This is a genomic window from Flavobacterium sp. TR2 (assembly GCF_025252405.1).
GTDB lineage: Bacteria > Bacteroidota > Bacteroidia > Flavobacteriales > Flavobacteriaceae > Flavobacterium.
Genome location: NZ_CP104307.1, coordinates 2,741,467 through 2,766,120, shown reverse-complemented (window position 1 = coordinate 2,766,120; position 24,654 = coordinate 2,741,467). Strand labels below are relative to the sequence as shown.

At 33.6% G+C, this 24,654-nt stretch carries 22 protein-coding genes; 6 read left to right on the top strand and 16 right to left on the bottom strand.

Annotated features, from left to right (window positions below):
- Window positions 1-212: 212 nt before the first annotated feature.
- Window positions 213-665, bottom strand: a complete 453-nt coding sequence (gene bcp, locus N4T20_RS12145; protein ID WP_260669416.1) for a thioredoxin-dependent thiol peroxidase — start codon at window positions 663-665, stop codon at window positions 213-215.
- A 276-nt stretch (window positions 666-941) separates the two neighbouring features.
- Between bcp and nth the strand changes: the two genes are divergently transcribed.
- Window positions 942-1,604 carry an endonuclease III domain-containing protein gene (gene nth / locus N4T20_RS12140; protein WP_260669415.1) on the top strand — a complete coding sequence of 221 codons (663 nt, stop codon included), beginning with the start codon at window positions 942-944 and terminating at the stop codon, window positions 1,602-1,604.
- Window positions 1,605-1,743: 139 nt separating this feature from the next.
- On the opposite strand, the gene N4T20_RS12135 is transcribed toward nth, so the two are convergent.
- From N4T20_RS12135 to N4T20_RS12125, 3 genes are all read right to left on the bottom strand, one after another.
- The gene (locus tag N4T20_RS12135; protein ID WP_260669414.1) at window positions 1,744-2,808 is read right to left on the bottom strand and encodes a tetratricopeptide repeat protein; all 1,065 of its coding nucleotides are present in this window, start codon (window positions 2,806-2,808) and stop codon (window positions 1,744-1,746) included.
- A 540-nt stretch (window positions 2,809-3,348) separates the two neighbouring features.
- Window positions 3,349-3,492, bottom strand: a complete 144-nt coding sequence (locus N4T20_RS12130; RefSeq protein ID WP_204251791.1) for a hypothetical protein — start codon at window positions 3,490-3,492, stop codon at window positions 3,349-3,351.
- A gap of 51 nt (window positions 3,493-3,543) precedes the next feature.
- Entirely contained in the window at window positions 3,544-4,128 is a 585-nt protein-coding gene (locus tag N4T20_RS12125; protein WP_260669413.1) for an RNA polymerase sigma factor, read from the bottom strand.
- Between the two features lie 524 nt (window positions 4,129-4,652).
- Here N4T20_RS12125 and uvrA point away from each other — a divergent pair.
- Complete coding sequence (uvrA, locus tag N4T20_RS12120) at window positions 4,653-7,448, top strand: excinuclease ABC subunit UvrA (protein ID WP_260669412.1); 2,796 nt, start codon at window positions 4,653-4,655, stop codon at window positions 7,446-7,448.
- Window positions 7,449-7,631: 183 nt separating this feature from the next.
- On the opposite strand, the gene N4T20_RS12115 is transcribed toward uvrA, so the two are convergent.
- The 6 genes from N4T20_RS12115 to N4T20_RS12090 all read right to left on the bottom strand — a co-directional run bounded on the left by N4T20_RS12115 (window position 7,632) and on the right by N4T20_RS12090 (window position 15,527).
- Window positions 7,632-7,880 carry a hypothetical protein gene (locus N4T20_RS12115; RefSeq protein WP_236940403.1) on the bottom strand — a complete coding sequence of 83 codons (249 nt, stop codon included), beginning with the start codon at window positions 7,878-7,880 and terminating at the stop codon, window positions 7,632-7,634.
- A 278-nt stretch (window positions 7,881-8,158) separates the two neighbouring features.
- On the bottom strand, window positions 8,159-9,808 hold the full coding sequence (locus tag N4T20_RS12110) for a mechanosensitive ion channel family protein (RefSeq protein WP_260669411.1): 1,650 nt from the start codon (window positions 9,806-9,808) through the stop codon (window positions 8,159-8,161).
- Window positions 9,809-9,904: 96 nt separating this feature from the next.
- Window positions 9,905-11,374 (bottom strand): lipopolysaccharide biosynthesis protein, encoded by a 1,470-nt coding sequence (locus N4T20_RS12105; protein ID WP_260669410.1) that lies wholly within the window; start codon window positions 11,372-11,374, stop codon window positions 9,905-9,907.
- Window positions 11,375-11,408: 34 nt separating this feature from the next.
- The gene (locus N4T20_RS12100) at window positions 11,409-12,695 is read right to left on the bottom strand and encodes a glycosyltransferase family 4 protein (protein ID WP_260669409.1); all 1,287 of its coding nucleotides are present in this window, start codon (window positions 12,693-12,695) and stop codon (window positions 11,409-11,411) included.
- A 50-nt stretch (window positions 12,696-12,745) separates the two neighbouring features.
- The gene (locus N4T20_RS12095) at window positions 12,746-15,184 is read right to left on the bottom strand and encodes a YfhO family protein (RefSeq protein ID WP_260669408.1); all 2,439 of its coding nucleotides are present in this window, start codon (window positions 15,182-15,184) and stop codon (window positions 12,746-12,748) included.
- A gap of 49 nt (window positions 15,185-15,233) precedes the next feature.
- Window positions 15,234-15,527 carry a DUF4834 family protein gene (locus N4T20_RS12090; protein ID WP_111378714.1) on the bottom strand — a complete coding sequence of 98 codons (294 nt, stop codon included), beginning with the start codon at window positions 15,525-15,527 and terminating at the stop codon, window positions 15,234-15,236.
- A 123-nt stretch (window positions 15,528-15,650) separates the two neighbouring features.
- Between N4T20_RS12090 and N4T20_RS12085 the strand changes: the two genes are divergently transcribed.
- Window positions 15,651-16,619 carry a transporter gene (locus N4T20_RS12085; protein WP_260669407.1) on the top strand — a complete coding sequence of 323 codons (969 nt, stop codon included), beginning with the start codon at window positions 15,651-15,653 and terminating at the stop codon, window positions 16,617-16,619.
- A 43-nt stretch (window positions 16,620-16,662) separates the two neighbouring features.
- Complete coding sequence (locus N4T20_RS12080; protein WP_260669406.1) at window positions 16,663-17,781, top strand: GTP cyclohydrolase; 1,119 nt, start codon at window positions 16,663-16,665, stop codon at window positions 17,779-17,781.
- A gap of 82 nt (window positions 17,782-17,863) precedes the next feature.
- Here N4T20_RS12080 and N4T20_RS12075 read toward each other — a convergent pair whose 3' ends face one another.
- The 4 genes from N4T20_RS12075 to N4T20_RS12060 all read right to left on the bottom strand — a co-directional run bounded on the left by N4T20_RS12075 (window position 17,864) and on the right by N4T20_RS12060 (window position 20,974).
- The gene (locus N4T20_RS12075) at window positions 17,864-18,352 is read right to left on the bottom strand and encodes a hypothetical protein (RefSeq protein WP_260669405.1); all 489 of its coding nucleotides are present in this window, start codon (window positions 18,350-18,352) and stop codon (window positions 17,864-17,866) included.
- 123 nt (window positions 18,353-18,475) lie between these two features.
- Entirely contained in the window at window positions 18,476-19,735 is a 1,260-nt protein-coding gene (locus tag N4T20_RS12070) for an aminotransferase class I/II-fold pyridoxal phosphate-dependent enzyme (protein WP_008462520.1), read from the bottom strand.
- Window positions 19,736-19,975: 240 nt separating this feature from the next.
- Window positions 19,976-20,503 carry an azurin gene (gene azu, locus N4T20_RS12065; protein ID WP_260669404.1) on the bottom strand — a complete coding sequence of 176 codons (528 nt, stop codon included), beginning with the start codon at window positions 20,501-20,503 and terminating at the stop codon, window positions 19,976-19,978.
- A 21-nt stretch (window positions 20,504-20,524) separates the two neighbouring features.
- Window positions 20,525-20,974, bottom strand: a complete 450-nt coding sequence (locus N4T20_RS12060) for an RrF2 family transcriptional regulator (protein ID WP_260669403.1) — start codon at window positions 20,972-20,974, stop codon at window positions 20,525-20,527.
- A gap of 200 nt (window positions 20,975-21,174) precedes the next feature.
- Between N4T20_RS12060 and N4T20_RS12055 the strand changes: the two genes are divergently transcribed.
- Together N4T20_RS12055 and N4T20_RS12050 are read left to right on the top strand one after the other, a co-directional pair.
- The gene (locus tag N4T20_RS12055) at window positions 21,175-21,954 is read left to right on the top strand and encodes an NYN domain-containing protein (protein WP_260669402.1); all 780 of its coding nucleotides are present in this window, start codon (window positions 21,175-21,177) and stop codon (window positions 21,952-21,954) included.
- Between the two features lie 34 nt (window positions 21,955-21,988).
- Window positions 21,989-23,503 carry an FMN-binding glutamate synthase family protein gene (locus N4T20_RS12050; RefSeq protein ID WP_260669401.1) on the top strand — a complete coding sequence of 505 codons (1,515 nt, stop codon included), beginning with the start codon at window positions 21,989-21,991 and terminating at the stop codon, window positions 23,501-23,503.
- Window positions 23,504-23,549: 46 nt separating this feature from the next.
- Here the strand turns inward: N4T20_RS12050 and N4T20_RS12045 are convergent, their stop codons facing one another.
- A complete protein-coding gene (locus N4T20_RS12045; RefSeq protein ID WP_260669400.1) occupies window positions 23,550-23,978 on the bottom strand; it encodes a hypothetical protein in 429 nt (142 codons plus the stop codon).
- 267 nt (window positions 23,979-24,245) lie between these two features.
- A complete protein-coding gene (locus N4T20_RS12040) occupies window positions 24,246-24,653 on the bottom strand; it encodes a hypothetical protein (protein ID WP_260669399.1) in 408 nt (135 codons plus the stop codon).
- Window position 24,654 lies beyond the last annotated feature (1 nt).

The following is a 24,654-nucleotide window of genomic DNA, read 5'->3' as shown; positions in this document are numbered from 1 at the left end:
GCACGCTAAGTTTTTTTTACCTGTGTTAATGCCTAAAAGCAAAGTTCGCAATGCTTTATATGAATTCAGCTTTGCGAACTTTGCGTTAATCATCATTGTTACTATTCTCTGGGTGGCAACTTGAAACTTGAAACTTGAAACTCGAAACTCGAAACTCGAAACATGAAACTCGAAACATGAAACTCGAAACAAAGAAAACTTTGAATAAAATTTTACTTCAAAATCTGCGAGGCGTGTTCTTTTGTTTTTACTTTTTCGATTACTTCTTCGATGATTCCTTTTTCGTTGATTACAAAAGTTGTTCTGTGGATTCCGTCGTATTCTCTCCCCATGAATTTCTTTGGACCCCAAACTCCAAAAGCATTGATAACCGATTTGTTTTCATCTGCAATTAGCGGGAAAGGCAATTCATATTTTTCTTTAAACTTAATTTGCGCTTTTGCGCTATCAGCACTTACTCCCAAAAGTTCGTAATTATTGGCTTGAAAACGGTGAAAATTATCTCTTAGATCGCAAGCTTCGGCTGTGCATCCTGGCGTACTAGCTTTTGGATAAAAGAAAACAACCAATTTTTTCCCCACATAATCTGCCAGTTTATGTGTTTTACCTTCTTGATCTGTTCCCGAAAAATTTGGCGCTTTATCTCCTGCTTTTAATGTTGTCATATCTTTTATATTTTAGATTGTCGATTTTAGATTTATACACAAAGATAACTCACAACTCTTAACTCATAACTTATAATTCATAACTTTTTTATGCCCCAGATTGCAGTGAAAACCCCGGAATTATGATAGCTTGCATTTTTTGTATTTAAAAAGCGACCGAAGGAAGCTCTTTTAAATACTTAAAAATGCTGCTAGCATAATGAGGAGTTGAAACGGAAAGCTGGATTAGGCACATCATTAAAATTATACTATTTTTACAGCATTAAAAACACGGAAATGAATAAAGAAGCTCGCGTACAATTTGTTATCGACACCTTAAAAGAACTCTACCCTACCATACCTGTTCCGCTTGATCATAAAGATCCATACACGCTTCTGATTGCAGTTTTATTGTCTGCACAATGCACCGATGTTCGCGTGAATCAGATTACGCCTTTATTGTTTGCAAAAGCTGATAATCCGTATGATATGGTTAAAATGTCGATAGAGGAAATCAAAGAAATTATTCGTCCATGCGGTTTATCGCCAATGAAATCAAAAGGAATTCATGGTTTATCTGAAATTTTAATTGAAAAACATAATGGTGAGGTTCCGGAGAGTTTTGAAGCTCTTGAAGCATTACCAGCTGTTGGCCATAAAACAGCTAGCGTGGTAATGTCGCAGGCTTTTGGCGTTCCAGCTTTTCCTGTTGACACACATATCCATCGTCTGATGCACCGATGGAATTTATCGAACGGGAAAAATGTTGCGCAGACTGAAAAAGATGCGAAACGATTATTTCCTAGAGAATTATGGAATGACTTGCATTTGCAGATTATTTGGTACGGCCGAGAATATTCTCCTGCGCGCGGATGGAATTTAGAAAAAGACATCATCACAAAAACTGTCGGAAAGAAGTCTCTTATTGAAGAAATGCAAAAAGCAGCAGCAAAAAAATAAGGCACAGAGATTAAAAAACCTCTGTGCCTTTGCCTCTTTACATTTTTTTAATTAGTCAATTTGCCAACTAGAAATTAGACAATGTTTTAATGTCGTGCATGGCAATTATCTAATTATCACATTTTCTCGTTATTTCATTTTACATTCCTGCTTTTAGAGCATTATATTCTGCTGTCATATCAAGCGATCTGTAAACGCCTAACAATGTTTTTGTCGCATCTGAATTTTTAGGTTCAAGCGTAAGCACTTTTTTCAGATACGGAATCGCACTTCTTGTAATGTCATCCTTTCTTGCATTAAGCTTATCGTATTTCTGCATTTCGGCTGGAGTAGTTCCTAACGAAGATATTTCTTCGGCTAAATCTTTCTTCATTTGCAGTTTTAAATAAGCCAAATTAATGTAGGCGTCTACGTAATTCGGATTCAATTCTAAAACATAATTGTAAACCGATTCGGCTTTAGAATAATCTTTTCTTTCAAGATACGCATAAGCAAGATTATTGTTTACCTCAATTTTTTTAGAAGGTACAGATTCTGTTCTTGGCTTTTCGTAAAATCCCTGCTGAATTGCCGATTCTCTAGCCTTTGGAGAAACAAAAGCATCTTCTTCTTTTGTTTTTTTATTTGTAGCATAGTACAAAACGCCTTTTCCAGAATAATTAATCTTTTTAAGAAGCTCGTAATAAGTCACAGCTGAGTTGTAGTCTTTTGCATTTATAGACGAAGACGCGGCATTGAACAAGTTTAAAGTATCTTTCTTATCAAATAAGTAAACCTTATAACTTTTTTCTGCGCTTTCTTTAAATTTTCCAGCAGTAAAATCAGCCATTGCACCATTTACAAGACTGGCTTTCATATCTTTTAAAGCCATATTGGCCTTAACTGTCCATTTAAATTTTCCTGACTCATTCTCATACAAAAATACGTCTTGGTACGATTGTGATGCCAAGGTAAAATTATTGGCAGCATCAATATTTTTTACCGCCAAATCTTTTAAGACATTGCCTTTCAAATAATAATAATCAGACTTATCTTCATCAGATGCGTTAAGAATAAGGTATTCTGTTTTGGTTAAAATTGCCAAAGCTTCCTGGCTATTTCCTTTATCAAACAAAGACTGGGCTTCTTTAATTTTGTCTTTTTGAGCAAATGCGCCAATACTCATCATCAATAAGCATGACAATACTCTAATATTCTCTTTCATTTTGCGGTTAAGTTTTGGTGATTAAATGATTTTCTTAATTCTTTTGAGGCATAGCAAAAGATAATTAAACTGGTTACAAAACTATCTTCATCGCTATTTTGTGATCAAACATCTGCTGGTACAAATATTTTTCTCAAAAATCAAGCATCTAACTTAACAAAATAAAGCAGGGTAATTTTTCTTCATAAACAATCTGTTTTGGGTTAAATATTTAATTCTTAGTTCTTTATTTTTTAGAATCTTAGGCACAAACTATTTCATAATACGAATAACACTTAACAAAAGCATTTTTAACGACGAAAAAATTAGTTTTTTAACTAAAATAGAATTAAAAACTAAATAAACATATAAAATCTCATCAAAATATTAAATTTTAACAAAACAAGAGAAAAAATGATGTAAAAACCTTATACTTTTTACTAAAAAGAATAAATAAAAAAAACTCACTACTTGTACATGAATATACAAACAGTGAGCTCTTAAACCAAAACGACCATTTGGTTTGTTTTTTATAAACATCCGACAGGAGCAGTGGGCTGTTTAGTTAGCTATTATCTCAAAATTTTTATCGTCAATCTTAACTACTGTCAAGGCTTTTGAATAATTCAATAAAAAAGAAACGACTTCTTTTTTAGGTTTAAGATTTTTAGAAGCTATAGCTTTTTTTGAGTAAATTTTCCCCATACTATCACAATGTTTTTATACTAGTATAACGGGCCAATTATCAAAATAGTATTAGTTAGTTAAAATAATTTGGTGTTTATCTATTATTTTTCGCAAATTCATTAGCGCATAACGCATTCTTCCTAGCGCCGTATTAATGCTTACGCCTGTAATTTCTGAGATTTCTTTAAAACTCATATCCTGATACATACGCATTACCAATACTTCTTTTTGGTCATCTGGAAGCTCTTCAATAAGCTTCTTTAAATCAAGTTCTACCTGATCTACAATCATTTTGCCTTCAATTGTCAGCGCGTCGTCTGACATGATAGAAAAAATAGAAAACTCTTCTGTTTCTCTATACATCGGCATTTTTTTGGTTTTGCGAAAGTGATCTACAATTAAGTTATGAGAAATACGCATAACCCAAGGCAGAAATTTACCTTCTTCGTTATAAGAATTGCTTTTTAAAGTTCTAATAACTTTAATGAAAGTGTCTTGAAAAATATCATTTGAAATATCTCTATCAGCAATCTTAGAATATATAAATCCATATATCTTAGATTCATGCCTTTTTATTAATGTTGCCAGCGCAGCTTCGCTTCCGTCAACATAATTTTTTACTAATAGAGCGTCTGGAGTATGCAGATCAGCCATAATAACTACTTTTTTTAGTTTTATTTTAAAATTTGGAGTATTTTCTAAAAAGTAGTTTTTTTATATAGGCCTATCGTTTTTGAGTTATGTTAATATTGTGACCAAATTTAACAAATTTTAATTTTAAAAAGCAAATAAAATCATTTATTATTGTTAATAAAACTTTTATTAATGTATAATAAACATAAAATTTACGCAAAAAGAGCTAAAAATCCGTAAAACAAAAGCGCTCAAAAAGTGTTAAAAACAAAACATAAACACCTTATAATTAGTAAGATAAAATTTATTTATTGTTTGAAATCGAAATTTAAATTACAATTTTTCTCGAAATAAAACGATAATTCCTCGATATTTTTCTAAAAAAGACTTTAAAATGCATCATTTCACATTCTGAAAATAGTTTTTCTATAGAAAAAAGCTACCTAAAAGCATTTTAATTAGGATGAAAATAGTTAAGATTTGGAACTAAATCCGTAACTAAATCCAATTCAAAATTGATTACTTTTGTAAAAATTGACTTTTTTATGCAAATTGACCTTTCTAAAATAGACCCAAAATCAAATATTATAATTAAAGGAGCGCAGGTACATAATTTAAAAAATGTAGATGTAGTCATTCCAAGAAATAAACTGGTTGTTATTACAGGTCTTTCAGGATCAGGAAAATCGAGTTTAGCTTTTGACACTTTATATGCCGAGGGGCAAAGACGTTACGTAGAAAGTTTATCTTCGTATGCGCGTCAGTTTTTAGGCCGATTAGACAAACCAAAGGTAGAATACATTAAAGGTATTGCTCCTGCAATTGCTATTGAGCAAAAAGTAAATACAACCAATGCTCGTTCGACAGTTGGAACTTCTACAGAAATATACGATTACATCAAACTTCTGTTTGCCAGAATTGGACGCACGTATTCTCCCATTTCTGGGCAGGAAGTCAAAAAAAATACGGTCACAGATGTTATTTCTGACGTTAAGAGCCTTCCTCTTGACAGCAGATGGCTGCTTCTAGCTCCTATTCACCTAGAAGAAGGCAGACAGCTTGAAGACAAACTAAAAGTACTTCTGCAGCAAGGTTTTGCACGTATTTTAGTTGACAACGAAATGGTTCGTTTAGATGAGTTTTCTGCTTCAGATCTACATCAATTTGACAATAAAGATATTCTTCTAATTATTGACCGTATTGTTGTAAAGGAAGAAGAAGAATTTTACAATCGTCTTGCCGATGCAGTTCAGACTGCTTTTTTTGAAGGAAAAGGAATCTGCTTTCTCCAAGAATTAAATGGAGAAAAGAGATTTTCTTACTCCAATAAATTTGAGCTTGACGGAATAACTTTTTTAGAACCAAACGTTCATTTATTCAGTTTCAATAATCCATACGGAGCTTGCCCAGTATGCGAAGGCTACGGAAATATAATAGGCATTGATACCGATCTGGTGGTGCCAAACACTTCATTGTCAATTTTTGAAAGTGCCATTTATCCGTGGCGCGGCGAAAGCATGAGCTGGTATAAAGATGAATTGGTAAAACACGCTTACAAATTTGATTTTCCAATTCATAAACCTTATTTTCAATTAACAGAAGAACAAAAAGATTTAATTTGGACTGGAAATCAGTATTTCCAAGGGTTGAATGATTTCTTCAGAGAATTAGAGGAAAAAAATTATAAGATCCAAAACCGTGTAATGCTGTCACGCTACCGCGGCAAAACCAAATGCCACGCGTGTAAGGGCAAACGCTTACGCGAAGAAGCATCATATGTAAAAATCAACGGAAAAACGGTTTCTGATTTGGTTGATTTACCAATTAAACACTTGGTAACTTTCTTCAAAAACATCGAATTAAACCAATACGAGCAGCAAATAGCCAAACGATTGATGATAGAAATCAATAATCGTTTGTCTTTCTTATCAGAAGTTGGATTAGATTATCTTACTCTGAATAGAAATTCTGCCACTCTTTCTGGTGGAGAATCTCAGCGAATTAACCTGGCCACTTCTCTTGGAAGCAGCTTGGTGGGATCGATGTACATTCTAGACGAACCAAGCATCGGACTTCACCCAAAAGATTCTGAAAGACTGATCAAAGTACTGCTTTCTCTTCGTGATCTTGGCAATACCGTAATTGTGGTTGAACATGATGAAGATATCATGAAAGCCGCCGATATGATTATTGATATTGGTCCGGAAGCTGGAACTTTTGGAGGAAAACTGGTTGCTCAGGGAACTTATGATGAAATTTTAAAATCAGATTCTTTAACGGCAAAATATTTAAATGGCGATTTAGAAATTGCTGTGCCCAAACAAAGAAGAAAATATAAAAATCACATTGACATCATTGGTGCGCGCGAAAACAACTTAAAAAATATTGACGTTACTTTTCCTTTAGACGTTTTAACCGTTGTTACTGGCGTTTCTGGAAGCGGTAAAAGTACTTTAATCAAGAAAATTTTGTTTCCTGCCGTTCAGAAAAAACTAGAAAGCGCTGCCGAAAAAGCAGGACAATTTACAGAAATAGCTGGCTCTTTTTCGCAGATTAAACATATTGAATACGTAGACCAGAATCCGATTGGAAGAAGTTCTAGATCAAATCCTGTTACGTACATCAAAGCATATGACGACATTCGCGATTTGTATGCCAAAGAAAAATTATCAAAAATAAGAGGCTACCAAGCCAAACATTTCTCTTTTAATGTTGACGGAGGGCGTTGCGAAACCTGTAAAGGAGAAGGCTCGATAAATGTCGAAATGGTTTTTATGGCCGATGTTTCATTGCCTTGCGAAACCTGCGGAGGAAAACGATTTAAAAAAGAGATTTTAGAGGTTACTTTTGACAATCAAAATATCAATGATATTCTGACTATGACCATTGATGATGCGATTGCTTTTTTCGAAAAAAACAAGCAGTCTAAAATCACTCAAAAATTGCAGCCATTACAAGATGTTGGTTTAGGATATGTTCAATTAGGGCAATCTTCTTCTACCCTTTCAGGCGGAGAAGCTCAGCGTATCAAACTGGCTTCGTTCTTGGTGAAAGGCGCTACAAAAGACAAAGCTTTATTTGTTTTTGACGAACCTACTACCGGTCTTCACTTTCATGATATTAAAAAGCTTTTAGCATCGTTTGATGCTTTAATTGAAAAAGGACATTCGATCATTGTAATCGAACATAATCTAGATTTAATCAAATGCGCAGACTGGATACTTGATTTAGGACCTGAAGGAGGAGAAAATGGAGGTTATTTACTAGCGTCTGGAACTCCAGAAGATATTGTAAAAGTAAAAGAATCTGTAACAGGAATTTATTTAAAAGATAAGCTTTAAAGAATTGCTTTAAGCAGTAAGCTTTAGGCTTTAGGCTTTAGGCTTTAGGCTTTATCCGATAAACACAAAATAAAAAAAACAGCCTATGGCTGTTTTTTTTATTAGGTTACTGTGCTACTTAAGGCTTACAGCTTACAGCTTACAGCTTAAAGCCTACAGCGTAAAAGCGCAAAGCCTATAGCTCTATGCTACTAGACATCTTTCTTCAAAAGGAAGTCCATCTTCATCAATAGCTACTAAAATCTTTTTTTGTTTTGAAGCTTCAAAAGTAAGATACAGCCACGCAAATGACCATAAACCTAGAGTTAAACAAAAAATCATAAAATTTAAACTGTGATTAACCACTTTTCCTCCTTTAGACAAGACTGCAAAAAGCAGCTCATCATTTCTTTCTTCTAAAGTAAATCCGTTATGAACTTTGTTTGATATCATATTAGAAAATACTTGCATGCTTTGTTCATGGCTGAGATGATTGTACTTCATAATTACTAATCTACAATTAATTCTGGTTACACTTTTATTTGTAATTTCCTGCAAAAGCACTTAATTCTAAAACTAAAAGAATGCCTAATATTTAATCTTTTATTTAAAAAAAACTGCTTTTTAAGAAAAGTACTGTTGCACTTTCATGTTAAAGTTAATTTTTATTCAATTAATTACAAAGTATTCAGGTGTTAAAGTTTTAAATTTAATTACTCGCTATCAATAACTTAACCTTTATTTTTAATATTAAAAACAGGTGATTCGTAGTCTTCTTTCAAATAATTAGGCGGAATTGTAGTGGTGTTTCCGTCTCGCAAAGCGCTGTAATGTGGCGACATAATCTCAATGCCAGCCGCATTAAAGGAATCCTGAATGTTCTGGTGAAGCGAAGAATAAATGCGAGGCTGTTTAGTTGGCTCTTTGGTATAGACGTTAATCTGATACGAAACATAAAAATCATCTAAACTTGTTTGAAGCACAAAAGGTTTAGGCTCTTTTTCAGTCATTTCTGTTTTTGAAGCGGCGTCGATCAAAGCGGCGTGAATATCTTTCCAAGGAACATCATATCCAATTGTCACTGTGGTATGAATTAATAATCCGTTTGTCGAATTTTTAGTATTTGCTGAATAATTAGTAGATGTGCTTGACAAAACAGTCGAATTCGGAATTGTAATATCTTCAAATTTTGGCGTTCTAATTCTGGTCACCAAACCTGTTTTTTCTATCACTTCGCCACTAACATCTCCGATTTTTATATAATCGCCAACTTTAAACGGACGCATATAGGTAATAACCAAACCTGCCACCATATTGGCAATAGCATTGGAAGATCCCAACGAAAACAAAACCCCAACAAACACTGAAACTCCTTTAAAAATAGGAGAATCTGAACCGGGCAGGTACGGAAAAATAACGACTAACATAAAGGCATACATCAGAAGTCGTATTACGTTGAATGTCGGCAAAGCCCAATCGCTGTAGAATCCATCAATTTTAATATTTTCTGATTTTATTTCATCAAAGAAAAATTTAATCACTTTAAGCGAATATTTAAAAATGACGATAATTACGATAATCGTAAACAGACTTGGAAGAAATCCCACAAACCCCATTACTGCAGATTTAGCTGGAGTCAAAATCCATCTAAGCAGCATGGTAGTATAATCTTTGGTAGCCGGAAAGATGCTAAATAAAATAGGGAGCGACAGGTAAACTATTAAAATTAGAGCTACTATTTTTACGAATCCAAAAAAACGAAGGAACAAAATCAGCTGTTTTTCTGGAGATAATATTTTAATTGTATTGTAATTAAATCCTTTAAAATATCTTGCTTTATTTTTGATGATATATTTTTTGATCAGATTAAAAACCTTACCAACTAAAAATAAGACAAAACCAATTATAAGGATTAATAGAATTGTATAACCTATTCGCTTAGGCAATTGCGAATAATTTTCGTTCTGATATAATATTGCACTTTTAATTTTAGCCAGATTTCGGATAGCAATGTTTTTCACAGTGCTATTCTCGGCTTCTGCATCGGCATCCAAAACAGACATTATGACAAAATCGTTTTGATAGACAATATCCATCGAAACATCTGAAGGAACAATCTTAATAGAATCCTTTTCAAAAAAAGATTCATTGTAAAGCCTTTTTATTTTACTGCTAATGTATTCTGCCCGTTCTTTTGCAGAAAAGGAACCTACATTATGATAAACATAAAAAAGAGTGTCTTTGAAAGGTTTTACAGGATAACCTTTTGGCTTTGCTGCAGCAGATTCTTTATCAGCATCTTTATGGTCAGTCTGAGCAAAAACCGAAAAAGAAAATAAAACAAAAAATAAAACTAATAACCTAAGTACTTTTACTCTCATATTCTATTAGAAATAAATTAGCTATCCTTTCTAACAAATATAAAGACAAAAAAGCTACAATTTTACATTATTTGCTTTTTTTCCTACAGCTCCTAATTAAATTCTGATTCCGATCTTTTTCAAAATAGAATCGATAACATTATTAATATCTGATGAAATCTTGAATTTATAATTCAAATACAGATATAAAATAGTGACCAATATCGATTTTAAAGCAATACTAATCAATTGAAAAAATGGGAATTCCCAGAAGTAAAACAGCAGAAACAATGCGAATGTCAAAAGCATTGAATGAATAGTCTGCTTAGTAAACGGATAAAGATGAAGTTTTTTAACCACAAAAAGCAGCTTCGCCAAACTATACAAGGTAATGGATAAAAGTGTTGCAAAAGCAGAACCAAATATTCCATAAATAGGAATAAAAATCATGTTTAAGACTACAGTCAAAACCACTAGCATTAATCCTAAATACAATACCATTCTGTAATATTTTGTATTGAAGATAATAGCGTTATTATTCCCTAAGATTAAATCAAAATATTTTGAAAGTCCAATCATAAACACAACAGCAATTCCGCCGCTGTATTCTTTTGGCACCATTTCATACAATTGATTGATATTAACAAAAATGCAAAGCATTACAAATCCTCCGACAACCTGAAGGTTAATTGACGTTTTTTTATAAAGCAGATTCAGTTCATCATGCTTGTTTTCATGCATTAATTTTGCCGTTATTGGATAAACAATCTGATGCATGGCACGGCTTGGAACAGAAATTACCAAAGCAATATAAGTTGCCACAGAATAAAATGCTATATTATCAATAATCATGTATTGATTCAATATCATTTTATCTCCATCTAAAAGTAAATTTGCTACACTTCCTGACAAAATAATATAAAAAGTGTAAACCAATATCTCTTTGGTGTTTTTGGGTCTTGTAAATTGAAAATGCGGCTTTTGAACGCTAAATGCATAAAACATCGTAACCAAAAATGCGATTAAATACAATATCGCAGTTGCATATACAAATCCTTCGACAGTTAGCACATCATAATAAACCGCTATCAATAAAAATAAAGAAAACAATCGCAAGCCAATTTCTTTAATAAAATTACCAAAAACTGAATGCATATGGACACGCGCCCAAGCATAAAAAATTTCAAAGTAAGCCATTGTCAGCCCTATAAAAGGAATTAGCCAAACATAATCTTTGACAATTGCATTCTTTTTTGATAGGAAGAACAAAATTTCGTCATAGAAACAAAGCCCTATTAACAGCAAAGGAATGATTAATAAAATAGGGAATAAAACCGTAAAAGATAAAAATTGAGATTTTTCTTCTTCAGTTTTGTATTGCGAATAGAATTTGACTAAAGTGTTTTGCATTCCGATAGCAAATAAAGGCATAATAACATTCGCGCTAGATGTTATATAATTGGTTAATCCATAAAAAGTTGCCCCTAGAAAAATCGGATATAAATAAAGTGTATTAATGGCTCCGATACCAAAACCAATGTATGTAATTATAGTGTTTTTAAAAGACTGATTTAAGACAATACCCATTTCTTGAGTTTAGATTGTATGTGATTTTTAATGATTATCCTTTAATCAGCTGTGCCAACTGTTTGGTTAGGTTTTTTCTCGAATATTGCTGCAAACCAATTCCATGCGATTGCAGTTTCCCTTCCAAAAACTGATTAAAAAAGTCCAAAATTACGCTTTTTAATTTCGCTTTTTCAGAATAATCAAAAAATACTCCAGTATTGGTCTGTGTAACGATATCGGCAAAATCAGATCCTTGAGGTCCAATTGCAATAATTGGTCGGTTTGAGACCATATATTCGAATAATTTTCCAGGAATAATGCTTTTCGTATCTTCAGAATTAATCTCTATTAAAAGTAAAACTTGAGATTTTCTCTGGTGCGCCACAGCTTCTTTGTGAGAAACATAGCCAACTAAATTTAAATAATCATTTAAGTGATGTTCTTGAATGGCATCTAAAACTTCTTGACTTACGGCTCCAATTAATTTTATCTCTAAATGAGATTTAAATTCTGGAATTTCTTGCAGTAATTCAACCAAAACTTCCCATAAAAATGGCGGGTTTCTGTCAGATAAAAAAGAACCTATATGCGCCAAAGTAAATTTAGCATCTAAAGTTTGTTTTTCTACTGTTTCAACATCATAACCGTTTGTAATTACAGTAATTGGCTTATTGGTGATCGCTTCAAACTCTGCTTTTGTGGTTTTGCTTGTTACAATAATTTCGTCGGCAGCATTAAGCACTTTATGTTCTAAATTTTTGTGCTTCTTTTCAGCATAAGAAGACAAACGAAGCGCTTTATGATATCCAATTGTTGTCCAAGGATCACGAAAATCGGCAAACCATTTCACTTTTAATTTCTCTTGCAATTCTAAGCCGATTAAATGCAGGCTGTGCGGCGGCCCAGAAGTTACAATTGTATCAATATTATTTTCTTGAATGTATTTTTCTAAATAGGAAACAGATGGTTTTACCCAAAAAACACGCGCGTCTGGAATAAAAAGATTCCCTCGAACCCAAAGAAAAGTCTTGTCCAAAAAAGTCTGCTTTTTCTTTTGCGGAAAAATTCCAGAACTGATTTTCTTGGTTTTATTTTTCGAAAAAATAGAAGCCAATTGATAAGGCTCCCAAATTTTATTCTTTAAAACAATTGCTTTGTCTGATATTTCACTCACCAAACCTTCATCAACAATTGGATAAGTCGGGTTTTCTGGAACGTAAACTATTGGCTGAATGTCAAATTCAGGAAGATATTTCACGAATTTTAGCCAACGCTGTACCCCTGGCCCACCAGCGGGCGGGAAATAATAGGTAATTATTAAAAGTTTTTTTTGTTCCAAGGAAAATGAGTTTAATTTTTTTTAAAGTGCAAATTTAGAATTTTGAAGTACTAGGCTTCTTTTTTCTTATTAGAATTTTTACTTTCAAAATAAACTCCTCCAACCAAAAGCAATAGCATTCCAATTGAACTTATTAAAGTAATTGTTCCTCCTGTTTTAATAATCTGAGGCTCAAATTTAAATTCAATAGTATGTTTTCCTGCTGGAACTTCCATTGCTCTTAAAACATAATCTACAGGGAAATGATCTGTCAGCTTACCGTCAATATAAGCATTCCAACCATTTTTATAATACATTTCAGAGAAAACAGCTAAACCATCTCCTTTATTTTCTGATTTGTATTTGATGTAATTTGGCTTGTACGTAACAACTTTAATCGTGCCATTTGTATCAAAGGCTTTCTTTAATCTTGCGTTTTGGAATTTGCTTTCGTGCTCATGAACATTGAAAACCGCTACTTTTTTAGTATCCAAAGTGTTCAGAGCTTTCATTACATCATCTGGTTTGTTTACCAATTTTACTGTCTCCACAAACCAAGCATTTCCGTTAGCATCTGGATTTACTGCAGGAATTGGGTTTCCGTCTTTATCCACTTGAATAACATACTTAACATTCAACATATTAAGCACTTCAAGATTATTTTTAGCAATTTGATAATCGTACAATTGCTGCATTCTTCTTGGTCTTACCGCGCTATATCCTCCAATTGTTTTATGGAAATAAGAAGATCTTCCTTGCAGTTGCCCCTGAAGATCAAACACACGGTAAATAGAAGTGTCTTTTAAAATCTGAGCATCTGCTTGTGTCTCTTGGAAAGGTGCCGCAATCTGAACTGGGCTTACAAAATCTTTGGCAGAAACGTATTTTTTGTCCACAAAAAATAAATCAAAGATCATTACAATTCCAATCACAATTAAAGTTGTGGTCTGAGAGAATTTGCTTTTGATAAACATCCACAGTACAACAAAAGTAATTACGATTAAAAATCCAGATCGCAATATATCTGCGTAATACATCGTCATTCTGTCCTCTTTTAAAGCATCAACGAATCCTGGTCCGTAGCTCTCTAAAAAATATTGATCACTTGTTCCTGTAAAATGGAAGAAGCTTTTTGCAATCAGTAAAATAACAAGCACTCCTAAACCGAAAACTCCTGTCTGCACAAGTGCTTTCTGCTGCAGTTTTGGCTCATCTTTAGCTTTAAAGAATGATTGCAATCCCATAACAGCTAGAACAGGGAAACATAATTCTAAAATAACCTGAATTGAAGATACTGCTCTAAATTTATCGTAAAGCGGAACATATTCAATAAAAAAGTCAGTCAATAAAGAGAAGTTTTTTCCCCAAGAAAGCACTAAAGTGAAAAGTGCTCCTGCAAGAAAAACATATTTGATTTTTCTTTCGTCTATAAATAAAGCTAAAACTGCCAAAAAGAAAACTACAGCTCCAATATAAGCCGGTGCCGAAACAATTGGCTGGTCTCCCCAATACGTAGGCATACCCGAAACAAAATCCTGAGCTTGAGATGCAGGAACTCCCTGCTCAAGCATAAATGCATACATACTACTGTCTGTACCTACATTTTCATGGCTTGACCCTCCAAAAATTCTAGGAGCAATTAAATTTAAACTCTCTGCTATACCATAACTATACTCCGTGATATAATCTGTAGTCATAGAAGCAGTAGTTTGATTTTTAGATCCATCTGGATTAAAAGTCAGCTCGCTTTTATCTCTAATACTGTATTTGGCATATTCATTTGTGGCCATCAAATTACCAGCATTAGCACCCAAGGCAAAAATACCAGCAACAAGCAAAACTCCGCAAGAAATTAAAAGTCCTTTAAAATCTTTCTCTTTTATAAAATTATAAGCATAATAACCAGAAAGGATTAATAAGAAAATCAATAAATAATAGGTCATTTGAAAGTGGTTGGCACTAATTTCTAATGCCACCGCAAACATGGTCAGCAACCCTCCTTTTATGTATTTTTTCTGAAAGACGAGTATAAATCCAGCAATTACCAAAGGCATATATGCAATGGCGTGCGCTTTTGCATTGTGTCCAACTCCTAAAATAATGATCATGTAAGTTGAAAAGCCAAACGCAATTGAACCGATAAAGGCTTTCAAAGGATCAGTTTTTAAAACCAATAATAAACCGTAAAAACCAAGAAAATATAAGAATAAGTAATCTGCAGGGCGAGGAAGAAAACGTAGCACATCATCAACCTTGCCAATAAAATCGTTCGGATAATTTGCTCCAAGCTGATACGTTGGCATACCTCCAAAAGCAGAGTTTGTCCAATAAGGCTCAGCATTTTCCATCGCTCTAAAGTCATTTTGCTCTTTTGCCATTCCGGTGTATTGCGCAATATCTGACTGGAAAATTTGCTTTCCTTGAAGAACTGGATAAAAATAAATTAACGAAACAAAAATAAAGCCCAAGATAACAAGGGCGTGCGGATAGAACTTATTTACTATTTTCAATTTTGGCTGGTTTGGGTTAAAATGAATCCTAAATTTTCAGGACACAAATCTAATCTATTTCTTCGTAATCAACATACTCTCCCACTTTTTTGGTTTCGCGCGGGTTTTTGGCATTAGCCGTATTAATGATTATTTCATCATTATTATTTGTATTGCGATTGTTCTGATACGTATTGCCTTGATTATACTGCTGCTGCTGTCTTTGAAAATTTTCGCTGGCATTTTCTACCGCTTTTTTAACCAATACTGGCAAAAAGATTCTAGCTAAAAATTTAAAAATGTAATAAAAAGCTATAACCCACATGATGGTCTTAAACAAACCTGAAAATGATGCTTCTTGCATAACTATATATTTTTTTCCAAAATTAATAAATCCAATCCTTAAAAATAAAATATGAATCTTAAATAAATAATAAAATATGTACATTTGAAATGCGTTATTATTTTTTAATCCAAAAAAAATTATATGTTCCAAATTAAAAACTTACTTGCCCCGGTACTTTTTTTTATTCCACAACTATTTTTTGCGCAATACACTGACGTTATCAATTCCAATCGTCCTGGTGAAACCATGTCGGCCTATGCTGTCGGAAAATCTGTAATTCAAGCCGAACTCGGCGTTTATGGCATTAAAGAAAAACACGACTTGCTAAATTATGATGCCAGCGGATTTGGCACAGATTTAACCATACGATTTGGCGCTTTTTTAGAACAATTAGAGTTTATTGCTGATCTGCAGTATCAGGCAGAAAATTTTGACACTCCGTACACCAGCTACAAAAAAAACAATTTTAGACAAACCGTTTTAGGAGCAAAATACCTTATTTACGATCCGTATAAAAATTATAAACGCGAAGTGAATATTTACAGCTACAAAGCCAATCGCAATTTTCAATGGCGCGAGCTGATTCCTGCGGTTTCAGTTTTTGCGGGAGCCAATTTTGTTGGCGCTGACAATCCTTATTATTTTTCTCCAGATGGAGCCATTTCTCCTAAAGTTTCGATCATTACCCAAAACCTTCTTGGAGGCGGATCTTGGGTTTTTGTTACCAATATTATTGCAGATTATATCGGTACAGACTATCCAAGTTACGGATATGTATTAACTTTGACGCACGGATTTAATGACCGTTGGTCTGGTTTTATTGAAAATCAAGGATACAAAAGCGATTTTTACAGCGATTCGATTCTTCGTGGAGGAGCCGCGTACTTACTTTCTTCAAATTTACAGGTTGATGCTTCTATAAGCACCAACTTTAAAAATACGCCTTCTATTTTATATGGCGGGGTTGGAGTATCATGGCGTTATGATGGCTGGTACAAAGAAAAACAGATAGAAAATAAAGCTGCAGCAAGAGCAAAAAAGAATCCTGAAAACGAGAAAGCAATAGATTATCAGGAAAAAGAAAGAAGACGTAAAGCGAAATACGAATAAAACATAAATAACTAGATCCTTTAAGGACTCTTAATACCATCTAATGATTACAATTAAAGAAGCCAAAAGCAAGAAAGAATTAACCGAATACATTAAATTTCCTTTTTCATTGTATAAAGACAATCCGTATTGGGTACCGCCTATTATTTCGGATGAATTGGAATCTTTTGACAAAACTAAAAATCCTGCTTTTGATAATGCTGAAGCTTACTTTTACTTGGCTTATAGAGACAATAAAATTGTGGGGCGCATTACTGCCATTATCAATTGGTCTGAAGTAAACAATCAGCATAAAAGAAAAGTACGCTTTGGATGGTTTGATGTAATCGATGATATTGAAGTTACAAAAGCACTTCTTGAAAAAGTTTATGAATTAGGAAGAAAACACAACTTAGAACACGCTGAAGGCCCAATGGGATTCTCAAATTTAGACAAAGTTGGAGTTCTTACCGAAGGCTATGATCAGGTTGGAACTATGATTACATGGTATAACCACGAATATTATGTGAGACATTTTGAAGAATTGGGTTTTCAAGTTGAAAAACAATATATTGAAAGTATATTTCCTTTTTCTAATGTTAAACCAGAATTCTTTCAAAAGGCTCAAGAATTAATCAAGAAACGCTACGGGTTAAAAGCACTGAATTTTACCAAAACAAAAGACATTATGCCTCACGTAGACAAAATGTTTGATTTGTTTAACGAATCGTATGAAAAACTAGCTTCATTTGTAGCCATTTCTGATGTTCAAAAAGAGTATTTTAAAAAGAAATACATTAGCTTCATTAATCCTGAATACATCAAATTTGTAGTTGATAAAGACGATAATTTAGTCGCTTTTAGTATTGTAATGCCAAGTTTTGTTGAAGCTTTACAAAAAATTAGAGGTAAATTGTTCCCATTTGGTTTTCTGCAATTATTAAAAGCGAAAAAGCACAGTAAAGATGTCGTTTTTTACCTCATCGGAGTTCATCCTGACTATCAAAACAAAGGCGTAACGGCTATTATTTTTGATGAATATTACAAGACTTTTTCAGCAAAAGGAATTCAAACTTGCATTAGAACTCCCGAATTATTGGAGAATAATGCTATCCATTTGCTTTGGAAAAACTTTGATCCAACTATCCACTGTCAGAGAAAAACATATTTAAAAAATCTATAATCGGTTTTCAATTTCAGTAATCAAAATAAAAAAATCCATTCGCCCCCAAACGAATGGATTTTTCATTTTATAGAACACATTATTACTCTACTTTGCAATCTACTTTAACCAAAGTATTTTTTTGATCAAATTTCAGCTTTGATTTATCTTTAAAAGAAACTTTGTCATTTGCTTCTACAACATCGCCGTATCCTTCAATGAAAGCTCCGTCCTTTTGCAGAAAAACAACTTCTCTTACAGAAGAAACGCCTTCAGAAGAAAAAGTATAATCAGCAACCAAAGTATCCCCTTTCATATTCCCTATTAAAGTTCCTTCGTTTTTATCTTTTCCAACCAAATTATAGCTTAGTTTTCCGTTTACTTCTTGATGAGAATTGACATTAAAACTCATTTCTATAACATTTCCATTGGCTTTCCAAGCATAACATTGATCGCCTGCAGGCTCTGCAATTTCAGCTTCTTTTGGTGGACTTGGCGTAATTTGTACTGGCTCTGTTGTCGTCGTTTCTTTTTTACAAGAAGCAAAAACCGACAAGGAAACTACAGTTATTAGTGTTAGTACTTTTTTCATAATTCTTTATTTTTATTTTGTGATTATGATTATAAAGTTACCCTAAATAAAAAAAATCCATTCGTAGAACAAATGGATTTTTTTACATAATTCCCACTTAAGGAAATCTATTTTATGATGAATTTACGAAACGTCAACAGTTGTGCGCTCTGCAATTTCTTTATAAGTTCCGTTAGTCAGTTTCTCGCGGATTGCTTCAAAAGCTGTTAACGTCTCATTGATGTCTTCTAATGTATGAGAAGCTGTAGGAATCATTCTCAATAAGATAATTCCTTTTGGAATAACTGGATATACAACGATAGAAAGGAAAATACCATAGTTTTCTCTTAAATCGTTTACCATCACCATTGCCTCAGGAATACTTCCTTCCAAGTAAACTGGTGTAATGCAAGTATTTGTATCTCCAATATTAAATCCTTTTTCTTTAAGACCGTTTTGCAATGCGTTTACGTTTTCCCAAAGTTTGTCTTTAATTGCAGAAGATTTACGCAACAACTCTAAACGCTTCAAAGATCCAATTGTCTGAATCATTGGCAATGCTTTAGCAAACATTTGAGAACGCAAGTTGTATTTCAAATAATCGATAACTGTTTTATCAGCCGCTACGAAAGCTCCAATATTAGCCATAGATTTTGCAAAAGTAGAGAAGTAAACATCAATCTGATCTTGAACTCCCTGTTCCTCACCTGCTCCAGCACCAGTTTTACCTAATGTACCAAAACCGTGAGCATCATCTACCAATAATCTGAAATTGTATTTTTTCTTTAATTCGGCAATTTCTTTTAATTTTCCTTGCTGCCCGCGCATTCCGAAAACACCTTCAGTAATAAATAAAATACCTCCGCCTGTTTCTTCTGCCATTTTAGTAGCACGCTGCAAGTTTTTCTCCATACTTTCCAAATCATTGTGTTTGTATGTGAAACGTTTACCCATGTGCAAACGAACACCATCAATGATACAAGCGTGTGAATCTACGTCATAAACGATAATGTCATTTTTTGTAACCAAAGCGTCAATGATAGAAACCATTCCTTGGTAACCAAAATTCAGCAAATAAGCAGATTCTTTCATTACGAACTCCGCCAATTCATTTTCCAACTGCTCGTGGTACGTAGTGTGTCCAGACATCATACGAGCTCCCATCGGATATGCTGCACCAAACTGAATAGCTGCATCTGTATCTGCTTGACGAACCTCTGGATGATTAGCTAAACCTAAATAATCATTTAAACTCCAGTTTAAAATATTTTTTCCGTGAAATTGCATTCTAGGACCCAACTCTCCTTCTAACTTTGGGAAAACATAATAACCTTCTGCTTGAGAAGCCCATTTTCCTAAAGGTCCTTTATTGTCCTGAATTCTTTCGAATAAATCTTTTACCATAATATTATGTAGTAATTTTTTTTACTTAATCAGCGAGCAAAAATAATCATTATTAATTTAAAATGAAGAGCCTCAATTATTTTTATTGAAAAATATTATGCTTACATAAAATAATAAGGTTTTACGTATATTTATTTCAATACCAAAGGTTCTTTTGTTATTGCAATAAAAGACATTATTATCTTTTATTGGTTTTAAAAAAACTCCAAACCTATTTTATAGCATTTGGAGTTTTATTATTTACTCAACAATTAACACGCCTTTCATCATGGCTACGTGCCCAGGAAAAGAGCAAATAAAAGGATATGATCCTTTTTTATCAATTGTAAACTCGATTGTGTCTTCTTCTCCGCCACCAATTAATTTTGTGTGAGCAATAATTGAAGCTTTTTCAGATTCTGGAATATAATCTGTTGCTTTAGCATCATTTGCTTTTAAAGCAAAAGCAGCCTGATCTGTTCCTTCTTGCAAGATTACTAAATTGTGCCCCATTGCTTCTTTCGGGATTTTACCAACGTGTTTCAAAGTCAATTTGATTGGTTTTCCTGCAACCGCTTTCAATTCGTTAGTATTAAACTGCATCTGGTCATTTCCTTCGATAACTAAAACATTTTCCTCTGTCGGAGCAGCTGTCGGCGCTTGTTCTCCTTCGGCAGATGCCTCAGTTGCTTCTGCTGGTTCCGCTGGCGCTGTTTCTTTTTTTCCGCAAGAAGTAACGGCTAAAAATCCCATTAGGATTAATACTGACATTTTGGTTTTTGCATTCATTTTTATGATAATTTATTAATGTTATTCGTTTATGTTTAATGTTTTTAAAAAGAAATCACCCGATTTTACATCAGAAGCCAGCTGCTCTAAAGTTGTTTTAGTGAGCATTTCCAACAGCAGTCCTCTTATTTTCTTGAATTCGTAGTGTACAGGACAAGGATGGTCTTCTGAGCATTCTTTTAATCCGATTCCGCAGCCGCTGTAAATTTTGTTTCCGTCAATAGCATCTACGATTTGAATTAATTTCACTGATTTTGATGCCTCAGGCGAGACTTCAAAACCTCCCCCCACTCCTTTTGCTGAATGAATGATGCCGTCTTTGGTCAAAATCTGCATAATTTTGGCTGTAAACGGTTCTGGCGAATCAATTTCTTTTGCAACATCTTTTATTCCAACCCTAATTCCTTTAGAAGATTTGGCTGCAATAAATATTGAAGCTCTTATTCCATATTCACACGCTTTTGAAAACATACGTCCTTGATTAATTCTCTACAAAAATAAAGAGGTTTCATATAAAAGACAAATTTATCTTTAATAGATTTTAAAAGGAGGAAATATTATTTATAATGAAACTAATTAGTGCCCATAACCGCACATATTCATTATTAGATTCTTATAAAAACCAATTTTAATTTTAACTTTGAGAGTATTAAATTTTAAATATTTAACAAATGCCTTTAAGCAATTCAAAAGATTTAAAACTGGCAGTCCTTATTGATGCAGACAATGTGCCTTATAGCAATGTAAAAGGCATGATGGAGGAAATTGCAAAATTAGGAACTCCTACCACAAAAAGGATTTATGCCGACTGGACCAAACCAAATGCGAATGGCTGGAAAGGCGTTTTGTTAGAACACGCTATCACTCCTATTCAGCAATACAGTTATACGGTTGGAAAAAATTCTTCAGATTCTGCTTTGATCATTGATGCAATGGATCTGCTTTATTCTGGCAAATTAGACGGATTCTGCATTGTTTCCAGCGACAGTGATTTTACAAGGCTTGCCGTAAGACTTCGAGAATCGGGCATGAAAGTAATTGGAATTGGAGAGAAGAAAACACCGAATTCGTTTATTGTGGCCTGCGACCGTTTTATTTATATTGAAGTCTTGGACGGCGCAACTCAAAAGAAAAAACCTAAAACAGTTGCTGCAGACACCAAAAAGCCAGTTGAAAAACCAGCGGAAAAAGCCCTTCATAAAATTGACAAACAAACCATTGAATTAATTGAATCTACAATTGAAGATATTGAAGATGACGATGGCTGGGCATTTCTTGGGGATGTGGGCAATCTGATTGTAAAGAAAAAACCTGAATTTGACCCGCGAAATTATGGTTATTCTAAACTTACGCCAATGCTAAAATCTTTAACTGATATTCTAGAAATTGACGAAAGAGAGTCAGACAAAAAAGGAATCAAACACGTTTACGTGCGCTTAAGATTCAACTAAATCATATTTATTACCTAATTAATTTTTTAAAAACATGAGAAAAAAATTCTTTATTTACGGATTCTTATTGTTTCTAATTGTTGCCGCAATTTATTATTATACCGGACGAGGCTATTTACTCGTTTTTCTTATTCCAATTTTACTAATCGTTGGAGTCTATAATGCATCTCAGAAAAAACACGCGATTTTAAGAAACTTTCCTGTTTTAGGGTATTTTAGATATTTATTTGAAATGATCGCACCCGAAATTCAGCAGTATTTTATTGAAAGGTCTACCGATGGAAAACCTTTCTCTAGAAATCAGCGTTCGCTGGTTTACCAAAGAGCCAAAAATATTGATTCGAGCACTCCGTTTGGAACTCAATTGAACCTAAATACCGAAAGCTACGAAGGAATCAAACATTCAATTTTTCCAGCAAAAGTCAATGAAGAGCTTCCGCGCGTATTGGTGGGCGGAAAAGACTGCAAACAGCCGTATTCTGCTTCTTTATTTAATGTTTCGGCAATGAGTTTTGGTTCGTTGAGCGAACACGCCGTACGTGCGATTAACATTGGTGCGCAAAAAGGAAATTTCTACCAAAATACAGGAGAAGGCGGACTGACTGAGTTTCATCTTGCTGGAGGCGGCGATATTACTTGGCAGATTGGTACCGGCTATTTTGGATGCCGCGACGCAGAAGGAAATTTCAGTCCCGAAAATTTTAAAGAAAAAGCCAATCTTCCAAATGTAAAAATGATTGAGATCAAACTTTCGCAAGGTGCGAAACCGGGTCACGGCGGTGTATTGCCTGCTGCAAAAAACACCGAACAGATTGCTAAAATTAGAGGTGTTGTACCGCATACTATGATTCTCTCTCCTCCTGGCCATCATACTTTTTCTGATGCAAAAGGATTGATTGGATTTATCAAACAATTGCGTGATTTATCTAATGGAAAACCAATTGGGTTTAAGTTATGCATTGGCAACACTGCCGAGTTTGAAGCTATTTGCCAAGAAATGATTAACGCAGACACTTACCCAGATTTTATTACTGTTGACGGTGCTGAAGGAGGAACTGGCGCTGCTCCGCTTGAATTTGCTGATGGTGTAGGAATGCCTTTTGAACCTGCATTAATTTTTGTGAATAAAACTTTGGTTCGTTTAGGCATTCGCGATAAAATGCGTATTATAGGCAGCGGAAAAATTATATCTGGCTATTCTATCCTACACGCGATTGCGCTTGGAGCGGATATGTGCAATAGCGCGAGAGGATTTATGTTTTCGTTAGGCTGCATTCAAGCATTACGCTGTCATAATAACGAATGCCCGACTGGAGTGGCTACACAAAATAAGATGCTGATGAAAGGTTTGGTAGTCACCGACAAATCTGAAAGAGTATATCACTTTCATAAAAATACGCTCCATTCTGCCAATGAACTTTTGGCTGCGGCTGGAAAAACATCTTTTGCAGATGTTGACATCAACATTTTTATGCGTGGAGATGAGTTTACAAATTTGTCTGAACTCTATTTCCCAGATAATCTGAAAAACGTTACTCAATTTTCATAAAAAAAACCTCTTCATTACGAAGAGGTTTTTTTATGAAAATTTAAGATCATAATTTTGCTGTTTCTTTTGACTTTTCAGTTCCTTCTAAAGCGGCCAATTCTTCCTGTCCAACCAATTCTTGAGCTAAAATAGCATTATTATAAGCCAAGAAATAAACATCAAACTTTACTCCTTCGGCAATAAGAGAAGGCGAAATCTGATCGTTTTTAATCATTTCTTTCAATAGATCTGGAAAAGATTCTTTGTAGGCTAATTTATTTGCATCATTTTCTTCTAAATTGGTCTCAATCCTAATTTCGATTTTATTGTCATTAAGAAAAGCTTTTGCAGTTGTACTGGTAATACCGTTACCTTTTATAGAAGACGAATTATTGTAATTGCTTACATGATCCTGGATCTTCTGTTTGGTATTTTTACAGCTGACTAAAAATAATGCAAAAGCAAGTGCAAATGCGATTTGGGTAATTTTTTTCATAAATTTTTGGTTTAATAGTTATTTTTTAACTCAAACATAATTAATTCATAACATAAAAACAACATCCAATTATAAAAAGCACACACACAATTCTTTGAAAACAAACCGATTATCGTCCCAAAACGAGGAATATTTGTAAGAATAAAAGTTTTTTTACACTAAAATTTTAGTGCCCAAACACAAAAAAAGTCTCTTCAAAATTTATTTAAAGAGACTTTTAATATGTAAGAATAAAAATGATCTATTTTACTATAAAAATGTATTTTATTATTTCAATAAATATTTAAGAGATTCTCCTGTCAATACTTCCTTACTTAATACGGTATTATCATTTGCCAAAAAATAAACATCAAATTGAACACCCTCTTCGATTAATTGTCTTGGAATCTGATCTTTTTCAATCATCAATTTTATCATTTTTATAAATGATATAGAAGTAGCTAATTTATTTTTTTCATTTTGCTCCAAATCGGTTTCAAAGCGCAATTCAATTTTATTATCATTAATATAACCTCTTGCTGTAGTAAGCGTTACATTATCGGCTCTAAAACTTGGAGCAATGGTTTTGTTGTACGTGACAACATATTCCTGAAGTTTCTGTTTGGTATTTTTACAGCTTACAAGTGTTAATACCATCATTATTGCAAAAGCAATCTGACTTATTTTCTTTAGCATA

What these genes read in the sequence shown, in the direction of transcription:
- bcp (WP_260669416.1), bottom strand. Translation starts at nt 665, where the DNA reads ATGACAACATTAAAAGCAGGAGATAAAGCGCCAAATTTTTCGGGAACA.
- nth (WP_260669415.1), top strand. Translation starts at nt 942, where the DNA reads ATGAATAAAGAAGCTCGCGTACAATTTGTTATCGACACCTTAAAAGAA.
- N4T20_RS12135 (WP_260669414.1), bottom strand. Translation starts at nt 2,808, where the DNA reads ATGAAAGAGAATATTAGAGTATTGTCATGCTTATTGATGATGAGTATT.
- N4T20_RS12130 (WP_204251791.1), bottom strand. Translation starts at nt 3,492, where the DNA reads ATGGGGAAAATTTACTCAAAAAAAGCTATAGCTTCTAAAAATCTTAAA.
- N4T20_RS12125 (WP_260669413.1), bottom strand. Translation starts at nt 4,128, where the DNA reads ATGGCTGATCTGCATACTCCAGACGCTCTATTAGTAAAAAATTATGTT.
- uvrA (WP_260669412.1), top strand. Translation starts at nt 4,653, where the DNA reads ATGCAAATTGACCTTTCTAAAATAGACCCAAAATCAAATATTATAATT.
- N4T20_RS12115 (WP_236940403.1), bottom strand. Translation starts at nt 7,880, where the DNA reads ATGATATCAAACAAAGTTCATAACGGATTTACTTTAGAAGAAAGAAAT.
- N4T20_RS12110 (WP_260669411.1), bottom strand. Translation starts at nt 9,808, where the DNA reads ATGAGAGTAAAAGTACTTAGGTTATTAGTTTTATTTTTTGTTTTATTT.
- N4T20_RS12105 (WP_260669410.1), bottom strand. Translation starts at nt 11,374, where the DNA reads ATGGGTATTGTCTTAAATCAGTCTTTTAAAAACACTATAATTACATAC.
- N4T20_RS12090 (WP_111378714.1), bottom strand. Translation starts at nt 15,527, where the DNA reads ATGCAAGAAGCATCATTTTCAGGTTTGTTTAAGACCATCATGTGGGTT.
- N4T20_RS12085 (WP_260669407.1), top strand. Translation starts at nt 15,651, where the DNA reads ATGTTCCAAATTAAAAACTTACTTGCCCCGGTACTTTTTTTTATTCCA.
- N4T20_RS12080 (WP_260669406.1), top strand. Translation starts at nt 16,663, where the DNA reads ATGATTACAATTAAAGAAGCCAAAAGCAAGAAAGAATTAACCGAATAC.
- N4T20_RS12075 (WP_260669405.1), bottom strand. Translation starts at nt 18,352, where the DNA reads ATGAAAAAAGTACTAACACTAATAACTGTAGTTTCCTTGTCGGTTTTT.
- N4T20_RS12070 (WP_008462520.1), bottom strand. Translation starts at nt 19,735, where the DNA reads ATGGTAAAAGATTTATTCGAAAGAATTCAGGACAATAAAGGACCTTTA.
- azu (WP_260669404.1), bottom strand. Translation starts at nt 20,503, where the DNA reads ATGAATGCAAAAACCAAAATGTCAGTATTAATCCTAATGGGATTTTTA.
- N4T20_RS12060 (WP_260669403.1), bottom strand. Translation starts at nt 20,974, where the DNA reads ATGTTTTCAAAAGCGTGTGAATATGGAATAAGAGCTTCAATATTTATT.
- N4T20_RS12055 (WP_260669402.1), top strand. Translation starts at nt 21,175, where the DNA reads ATGCCTTTAAGCAATTCAAAAGATTTAAAACTGGCAGTCCTTATTGAT.
- N4T20_RS12050 (WP_260669401.1), top strand. Translation starts at nt 21,989, where the DNA reads ATGAGAAAAAAATTCTTTATTTACGGATTCTTATTGTTTCTAATTGTT.
- N4T20_RS12045 (WP_260669400.1), bottom strand. Translation starts at nt 23,978, where the DNA reads ATGAAAAAAATTACCCAAATCGCATTTGCACTTGCTTTTGCATTATTT.
- N4T20_RS12040 (WP_260669399.1), bottom strand. Translation starts at nt 24,653, where the DNA reads ATGCTAAAGAAAATAAGTCAGATTGCTTTTGCAATAATGATGGTATTA.